Source organism: Staphylococcus pasteuri (genome assembly GCF_003970495.1).
Classification (GTDB): domain Bacteria; phylum Bacillota; class Bacilli; order Staphylococcales; family Staphylococcaceae; genus Staphylococcus; species Staphylococcus pasteuri.
Genome location: NZ_RXWW01000001.1, coordinates 1 through 7,550 on the forward strand (window position 1 = coordinate 1; position 7,550 = coordinate 7,550).

Annotated in this window: 5 protein-coding genes and 2 pseudogenes; 1 reads left to right on the forward strand and 6 read right to left on the reverse strand. The window is 31.5% G+C overall.

The genetic code is table 11. The features are described from left to right. From CD121_RS00005 to CD121_RS00025, 5 genes and pseudogenes are all read right to left on the reverse strand, one after another. Nucleotides 1–937: pseudogene (locus CD121_RS00005) on the reverse strand (relaxase/mobilization nuclease domain-containing protein); the annotation flags it as partial. A 165-nt stretch (nt 938–1,102) separates the two neighbouring features. After that, nucleotides 1,103–1,487: pseudogene (locus CD121_RS00010) on the reverse strand (plasmid mobilization protein). A 223-nt stretch (nt 1,488–1,710) separates the two neighbouring features. After that, on the reverse strand, nt 1,711–3,435 hold the full coding sequence (locus tag CD121_RS00015; RefSeq protein WP_002502818.1) for a flavin monoamine oxidase family protein: 1,725 nt from the start codon (nt 3,433–3,435) through the stop codon (nt 1,711–1,713). Beyond that, nucleotides 3,432–4,616, reverse strand: coding sequence for an FAD-dependent oxidoreductase (locus CD121_RS00020; protein ID WP_089413929.1), 1,185 nt, complete (start codon nt 4,614–4,616; stop codon nt 3,432–3,434). Before CD121_RS00020 ends, CD121_RS00015 begins: the two co-directional genes overlap by 4 nt. A gap of 72 nt (nt 4,617–4,688) precedes the next feature. Further along, nucleotides 4,689–5,291: a short chain dehydrogenase gene (locus CD121_RS00025; protein WP_002502820.1), complete on the reverse strand. Its 603-nt coding sequence runs from the start codon at nt 5,289–5,291 to the stop codon at nt 4,689–4,691. Between the two features lie 401 nt (nt 5,292–5,692). Between CD121_RS00025 and CD121_RS00030 the strand changes: the two genes are divergently transcribed. Next, complete coding sequence (locus tag CD121_RS00030; RefSeq protein ID WP_000638665.1) at nt 5,693–6,211, forward strand: hypothetical protein; 519 nt, start codon at nt 5,693–5,695, stop codon at nt 6,209–6,211. 277 nt (nt 6,212–6,488) lie between these two features. On the opposite strand, the gene CD121_RS00035 is transcribed toward CD121_RS00030, so the two are convergent. Beyond that, nucleotides 6,489–7,352 carry a replication initiation protein gene (locus tag CD121_RS00035; protein WP_000012420.1) on the reverse strand — a complete coding sequence of 288 codons (864 nt, stop codon included), beginning with the start codon at nt 7,350–7,352 and terminating at the stop codon, nt 6,489–6,491. Nucleotides 7,353–7,550 lie beyond the last annotated feature (198 nt).

Here is a 7,550-nt window from a genome sequence, read left to right on the forward strand (position 1 = left end):
CGATCTCTTCGAGCCTTTTCATGAGCAAGTCTTGCTGACTCTGCAGCTTGTCGGCTACGCTCAAGCTCATTTGTTGTCTGGGCGAATTGGTCCCAATCTGATTGAGTGACGCCTGTATCTTGTTCAGTTGCTTCATCACGGTTTGAAGTTTGGTCGTTTGGGCTGGCATTCGGTGTCTGAGTCTCGTTCTTGTTGTCTCCGTCGTTGAATTTGTCTTTCAAAGCCATCTTCGATCCCTCCTTTATTGTAATCTTCGCCGAGTTTACGCCCACGCACCTTTTTATCTTCGGCTAAATGTCGATAGGTAATGCTTTTGGGTGTGACACGTTCAATTTCAATACCATGTTGGTTTAAATGGTCTTTGAATTCATCCATATTCGTTGCTTGTGATTTGGTCTATCGCCTCTCTAATCTCATCTTTCCATGAATATTGGGCTGTTGATTTCGTATTAGGGTCAGCAATCGCTTTTTCTGTCTGCGTATAACGTAAGCGTGCTGTGTTCTTTTCTGGCACGCTTAAACCATGTTCCATGCAAACCTCATCATTGAAATTTCTGACATTACGTAACGCTTGTTTATTATTGTTAAATTTCTTACCTGTCTCGAGGTCAATTGAATTTATCACAATATGATTGTGCACATGATCTGTATCATTATGCGTATAGACCGCCACTTGATGATTCGGTACGAGTTTTTCAGCGAGTGCTAAGCCTAATTGGTTACATTGTTCGGGCGTGACTTCGCCAGGTTTAAACGATTGGATAATGACATGCCCTTGATTGCCATCGGTTTTACCATATAACTCACGAGTGGCTTTGAAACTCGATTTGGCATAGTCGACATCACAATTTAAACCACTTTTCTCAACGGCACGTTCTTCAGCGTAATTAATGGCACGTGACGTTGATTTGGTGTCACTTATTTTAGTTGTTGCCATCAATATCACGTCGTTTTTTCTCTTTTATTATCAAACCTATACAACTGCAAATAGATATAATAAATGCAATACTCATAGTGATAAGCATGTAATAATTATGTTGGCTAATCCATGTAGGAACACCAATAGCCATTATGATAATAAACAATATATTTAAGCATATAATTAGTTTAACTTTTCCCATATGTCATTCAACCTTTCACGTAATTCACTGATATTGCGTTCTAATGCTTCATAGTTCGGTGCTTCATGTTGATGTTGATTACAATATTTGGCAATCTGATTGGCATTTGCGCCCAACATACTCAAATCTTTTGCTACCGATTGTCGCGTTGCTTGATCCAATTTGGGTGCGACCAATCGGGCGCCTTGTGCCTTTTTCTTAACGAAAGCAGGCACACTCATATTTAAAGTTTCAGCTGATTGTTGTAACTTTAAATATTCGGATTCGCTCACACGAAAACTGATTTGTTTTGGCTCCTTACGGTTTGGGTTTACGGTTTCGCCCAACAGTTTCGTCGCTAGCCACAAATGTGTTTTGTTCGCTCATTTAATCCCACCACGCTTTCTTCGAAAGATAACGCCTTTCTTACATTTTACTTTATAGGATAAAGTAAAGTTCATCAAGTCGTTAAGTGGTTTGGCAAGCATTGGCTTTGCTAGCCACTAACGTGTTAGCGTCGCCTGCTTGTTGGGGAACATCCCCAAGCCCCTTAGGATTTTTTCTAACGAAAAAATAGTGGCTAATTGATAGCCACTATAAACAAGAAAAATCACCATCCTAAATAGTAATCACTATCCAACCATTCGGGTCTTTCTAATCCAAAATGTTCTTGTAACATTTTTTCTGCTGTTTTGAAAGCTCCTTCTGTCCAACCTTGATCAGATGAATATGCTTCTCCTACAATATAAATATTTTCGTATTCGTAGGGTTTTCTTATTAATTTCATTGTTTTTTGAACATCTATGCCAGTATGCCAGGCATGATATCCTCCACCAAATGGATCTTTAGACCAATCTTTTACAAGACTGGCATAGGGTTTTGGAATTTTAATATCATGAAGTTCTTCTAATTGATTTATTGATTCTTCAACCATAACATTAGTGACTTCGTCACTATATTTTTCATTGAACAATTCTAAATTATTATTTTTGCTTTTTATTTCATCGTGTTGAATAAATTTATTATCATTGGATCTAATCATAGATTTCCAGAAATTAACAGTTCTCATATCATTATAGCTTGCTAATAAAAGTGAATGTTGATTATCTTCATCTACACCAAAGTAGTAACATTGTCGCATTGGCAAATCGGTAGTAGATTTGCCATAGTAAGAGTTTAAACATTCTCTCCACCATGGATATTCAAAACCTAATAGTAGTTTTAACGAAGGTTCTGCATATACGGTATCTATTAATTTGCTAACCTTTGAATGTGAAGCATCTTTAAAAAAGAAATTATCTTGATCTAGTAATTCCAGTGATCTTTTTGGCATAGCTAATATAATTTCTCTTGTTTTTACTTTCTTTGTTTTTGTTGTATTTACATTAACTAGTTCTAATTCGTAGCTTTCTTTATCTTTAGAGAAAGTTTTTAGTTCAGAGTTTAAATATAATGTTACGTTATCATTTTCAGAGACTCTTTTAGCTAAAGAATAAGCAAGTTGATCATAACCCTCATCTATTGTTTTATATTCTACTCCATCAGTAAAATCTCCAACAATATATGAGAATGCCTCTGAAGAATTCCAACTTAATGTATTAGAGTAATACGAACCTGCATTAGCTAAAAATTCATACCCTTCATTACCTAATTGATCTTTGAGCAAATTCCAAAATCCAATATCATACAATTTCATTTGGTTATAGGGGCTGTTATCTTTGTAATATATTAAATTGCGCTTTATATTGTCCCAATCTTCACTGCTTAATTTAAAACTATAGTTATAATCGTCTTGCTTTTCTATTTTATTATTGTAACTATCATTAAACCAAGGATCATTTAAACATACCTCAGCAATAACTTTGTTAAATAACTGATCTGGGTGATAGCCTTGAAGTTGTTCTGACATAAAATATCTGGTATAAAATTTATCTTGCTTTTTTTGATTTTCTTCCCACTCATTTTCTTTAAAACGTTGACCTCTTAGATAGAAAGTATGGCTTGAGGTTTCTCCAGTTTCAAATTTTTTATTTTTTAATTTAAATATATTCTCTATTAGAGAAGTTGTTATTTTTTGACTTGTTAGATATCTCATTCCACCCAATTCGCCAGTAACATTTGATTCAGGCAGTACAATTGATTCTAATCGTCCACCAATTTTATCATTTAAATCAAATATACCTATTTTTTTGTTATTATATCTATCATCTTCTAGAAATCGATATGCACTATAAATCCCCGATACTCCTGCTCCAACAATTGCAATATCTATATCTAGGTCGTCATTAATTCCATTTATATAATTAATATCATTCATTGTTATTTTAGAAGTCATTTTAAATCCTCACTTTCAATTTTAAAATGACTAATATTATAGTCTGTACGTCCATTTATTAATAGCTGACTACAAATCTTTCCAAAAGTAGGTGCGAATTTAGCAACCCACCCTCCAGTTTGTACAACAACATTTTTATCATCAGTTATAAAATCTAAATATAATAATTTATTCTTATTTTTAGGTAATCCTAACATACAAGTGCTTTTGAATTTAGCATTACTATCTAAATCAGTCATGTGGTTCTTAACCCATTCTTCAGTCCCTTTGAAATCTTCAGAAGTTGGTTTTTTTCTTTCAGATGGAGAATCATATATTGCAAATGGATAATCAGGAGCCACTCTAATATAATTTTTGTATTTCCAATCCAATTCTGGGAAGCCATAATATAAATTACTATTTTCGTCATTTGGTTGTTGAAAAGCAAACCAAGTAGGATAGTCAATATTAGGATTTGTTTTTTCAAAGTATGCTGAAACCATATCCCAAATATCTAATTTTATTTGCTTATCAAAATATTTTGTAATGTCATTTACATATGCTCCAGTAGACACAAGTATTTTTTCTGTTGTGAATTCATGTTCTCCTGTTTGAATAGTATATTTTCCATTTTCTTTTTTAATATCTAATACAGGAGTGTTTTCTAACATTTGAACGCCAGCTATAGAAGCTTGACTATAAAAAGTTTTTAATGTTTCTGGTAAGTTTATAGCACCACCATCTTTTTGATAAAAGCCGACATAATCATCTGGAAGATTTTTAAATTGATACCAATTTTCAATTTGTGTTTTATTCAAATTGGAATATGGAACTCCTGTTTTATCCATTGTTTTTTCAGCTGGGTTTATACCACCTTCTGTAGTTGGAAGTTTAGGGTCTCCGAACCATAAACTACCTACATGTTCAATTAAACTATTAGTTGTAAATTGTTGAAGTTTTTGCCAGTCTGGAATAGATTGTATTACTAATTCAGTCATATATTTTTCAGTATATTGATATCTAAATTGTCGAGTACTGCCTGCACTACTGCCTTTATCGTTAAAAAATTTATTTTTTTCTAGAACTAAAATATCTTCCCCTTTGACAGTAGAATAGCCATTATAATTTGTCACTAAGTTATAAGCTGTTGATAGACCTACTAAACCGCCACCGATAATTATCAATTTATAATTTTTCTTCATTCTAAAATCCCCTTTGAATTAAAAATTTTTAGTTAATGAAAATTGAATATAGGATAATGACACACTAAAAAATTAATAAATTTTATACGTTTGTCCAGTTTGAGCACCTTCAACACTTTTAATAAATGCATTTGCTACTTTATCAACTGGAACCGCTGTAAATCCTTTGAAGAATTCCCCATATTTATCTAAAGCTTCTTCAACGACATTAGGACTTACATTGTTAATTCTTAAACCATTTTTTAATTCTATAGCTGCTGATGTAACAAATCCTGCAACACCGCCATTTGCCATAGCTGCTGAAGAACCTAATAGAATAGGATCATCCATCATAATTCCGGAAGTTAAAGTAAAGCTACCGTTTTTATTTAAATAGTGTTGACCTATTAAAACAAGGTTTATTTGTCCTAATAATTTACTTTTTATAGCTACATTATTTTCTTCTAAACTAATATCTGATAGAGATTTGAAAGTTGCGCCTCCTGTAGCGCTAACAACAGCATCTATATCTTTAATATCTTTATACATTTGTTCTACTTCTGTTGGAGAGGTAATATCTAATTGATAGTCACCAGATTTACTGCCAACTTCAATAACTTCATGATTATTTTCTTTAAGTTTCTTAGATACACTTTTACCTATTGTGCCAGTAGCACCAATAACTACTATTTTCATTGTAATCCTCCTAATAAATACTGTTATTTTTGTAAGTTTTTTAGCAAAAATGAATATATTCGAAAGTTTACTATTAACACTTACATACTTAATGTAACATATACATTTATGAATTTATTCTGTAAAACATAGTATATTCAAGTAATGTTAATATTAAATAAGCTTATACATAGAATATACAAATTAACTACCCATAATAGTTAATTATGTCAACTTAACACAAAGGGACAAACGCCGTCATTTCAGCGTTTGTCCCTTTTTGTCATCATTCCTCTTTATACAACTTTTATACATCCCTTTAACGACGCGTTTTCATGCATTTTCATCAATAACACTTTTGTATCTTTATTCAGTGTGAACTTAAAATATATGGCATAATATTTAATGAAAGGTGGAAAAATATGATTTATGATATTTCCGAAAGATTAAAAAAATATACAGAGTCACATGACCAAAAAGAAAACTTATTTCACTTTGGTATGTATGTAGCTTTAACATCATTAGCTGGTACTATAATTTATATGTTTAGTAGCACAGCCATTTGGATTACGCCCCTGAATATGTCTGTTGCAAGCTTTTTAATATTACTTATGGGTATGTATAAAAGAAAAGATAAAAGAGCATTTCTATTGTTTTATATGCATGGTACACAAAAAAAAGAGATTATTAAGAGCTTAACATGCGGAATTATATCTTTACTTGTTGGTTTTGCGACATTTAATTTACTTAAGTGGTTTAATCTTAGTTATAAAATAAATTATAATATATTAGCCATTTTTAAAAATTCCTTCCATTTTCTTTTAGAATTTCTTTTTACAATGTGGACTATGTTTTTTTTAACAATAGCAATGGGTTTAATATTAAAACCTATTGCTTTATTGATAGTTAAAAGAGTAATGGATGTTAGAAAAGATTTATAGATTGTCAGTTTAATAAAAAGTTTTAGTATATTATAATTAGAACGCACTTCCGTGCACAAAGGAGGTGTTGTATATGCTAGTCGCGATTTCATTTGTTGCAAGTTTTATCGTATCAGTTATAGCTGGTATAGTTGCGAACTATATTTCAGACAAACTGAATAGATAAAATTAAAACCCCCACAAAGCTTTGGCAGGCTGTGGGGGTTTTTGTATATGCTAGTTCGCAATTCATTTGTTACTTTAAGTATATCTTTCATACTATCTTTTGTAAACTTTTCTATTCTTCCCAATCAACTTGAAGTTGTTTTAAAAATGCCTCTCGTTCTTTTTCTAATTGCGGATCATACTCATTTTGTGTTGGTTTTTCATATGTGCGTTCTTCCAACCATTTTGGCGTTTTTTCACGACTGATATATTGTTGTGACTTACCTATATTCGCCATTTGTGGCTGTCGTTTACTGTGAATGCGTTTTTCAGCGTCAAAAGTAAACTCTAACCACTCAATCTTACGTCCTTTTTTTGCTTTTATTTTATTGATATTGAGATTACTAAATATTGGAGAAAGCTCCTTGATAATCGGTGTTAAAACAAATTGATTAATATTAGACATTCTATACGATTCTGGAATATCTAGTCTTTCTCTAAAGTCTTCAATTTTAATCTTCATATAGCCAGTATGTTTATATTGTTTAAGTAATCTAAACATATTTTTTGAGTAGGTAGATTTAAGGTGTGTCATCTCTTTTAATTCGAATTTAGTAAAATTATCCGTAATTGAATTTAAGATGTATTTTAAGTCGGGAGAAGTAGCAATTTCTAAATATTTTTCGGATATATCTATTTCATACTTATAAAATAAGACAAATTTTTTAATTTTTGTTTCAGTTCTAATAGTATATCTGATATCTAACATTTTGTCGTAAACTCTTTGGAGATCATCTACAAACCTGTTAATGTTACGTGTTTCAGGACTGTAATTACTTAATTCTTTGAGTTCGTCAAAAGACAAATGGAGTGTATTAGTATCTTGTTCTTTGAGTTTATTACACATAGCAAAGAACAAATTAATTTCAGTAGCAGTAAAGCGTCTTAAAGGGACTAAATTCATTTCATTTTTATAAATAACAGTTTCTCCACTCATATATTAACTATCCTTTCATTAAAGGCATAAAAAAAATAAAACCATGCCTTTAATATTATGAAAAATTATGTATTAAAGCTTGTTTACACAATAACATAGAGTAAAAGGCATAACAATTATAAAACTATGCCTTTAATGTGGCAAAACTATGCCTTTAATGTGGCAAAACTATGCCTTTAATGTGGCAAAACTATGCCT

Coding starts and splice junctions, on each gene's coding strand:
- CD121_RS00030 (WP_000638665.1), top strand. CDS start 5,693: ATGATTTATGATATTTCCGAAAGATTAAAAAAATATACAGAGTCACAT.
- CD121_RS00020 (WP_089413929.1), bottom strand. CDS start 4,616: ATGAAGAAAAATTATAAATTGATAATTATCGGTGGCGGTTTAGTAGGT.
- CD121_RS00035 (WP_000012420.1), bottom strand. CDS start 7,352: ATGAGTGGAGAAACTGTTATTTATAAAAATGAAATGAATTTAGTCCCT.
- CD121_RS00015 (WP_002502818.1), bottom strand. CDS start 3,435: ATGACTTCTAAAATAACAATGAATGATATTAATTATATAAATGGAATT.
- CD121_RS00025 (WP_002502820.1), bottom strand. CDS start 5,291: ATGAAAATAGTAGTTATTGGTGCTACTGGCACAATAGGTAAAAGTGTA.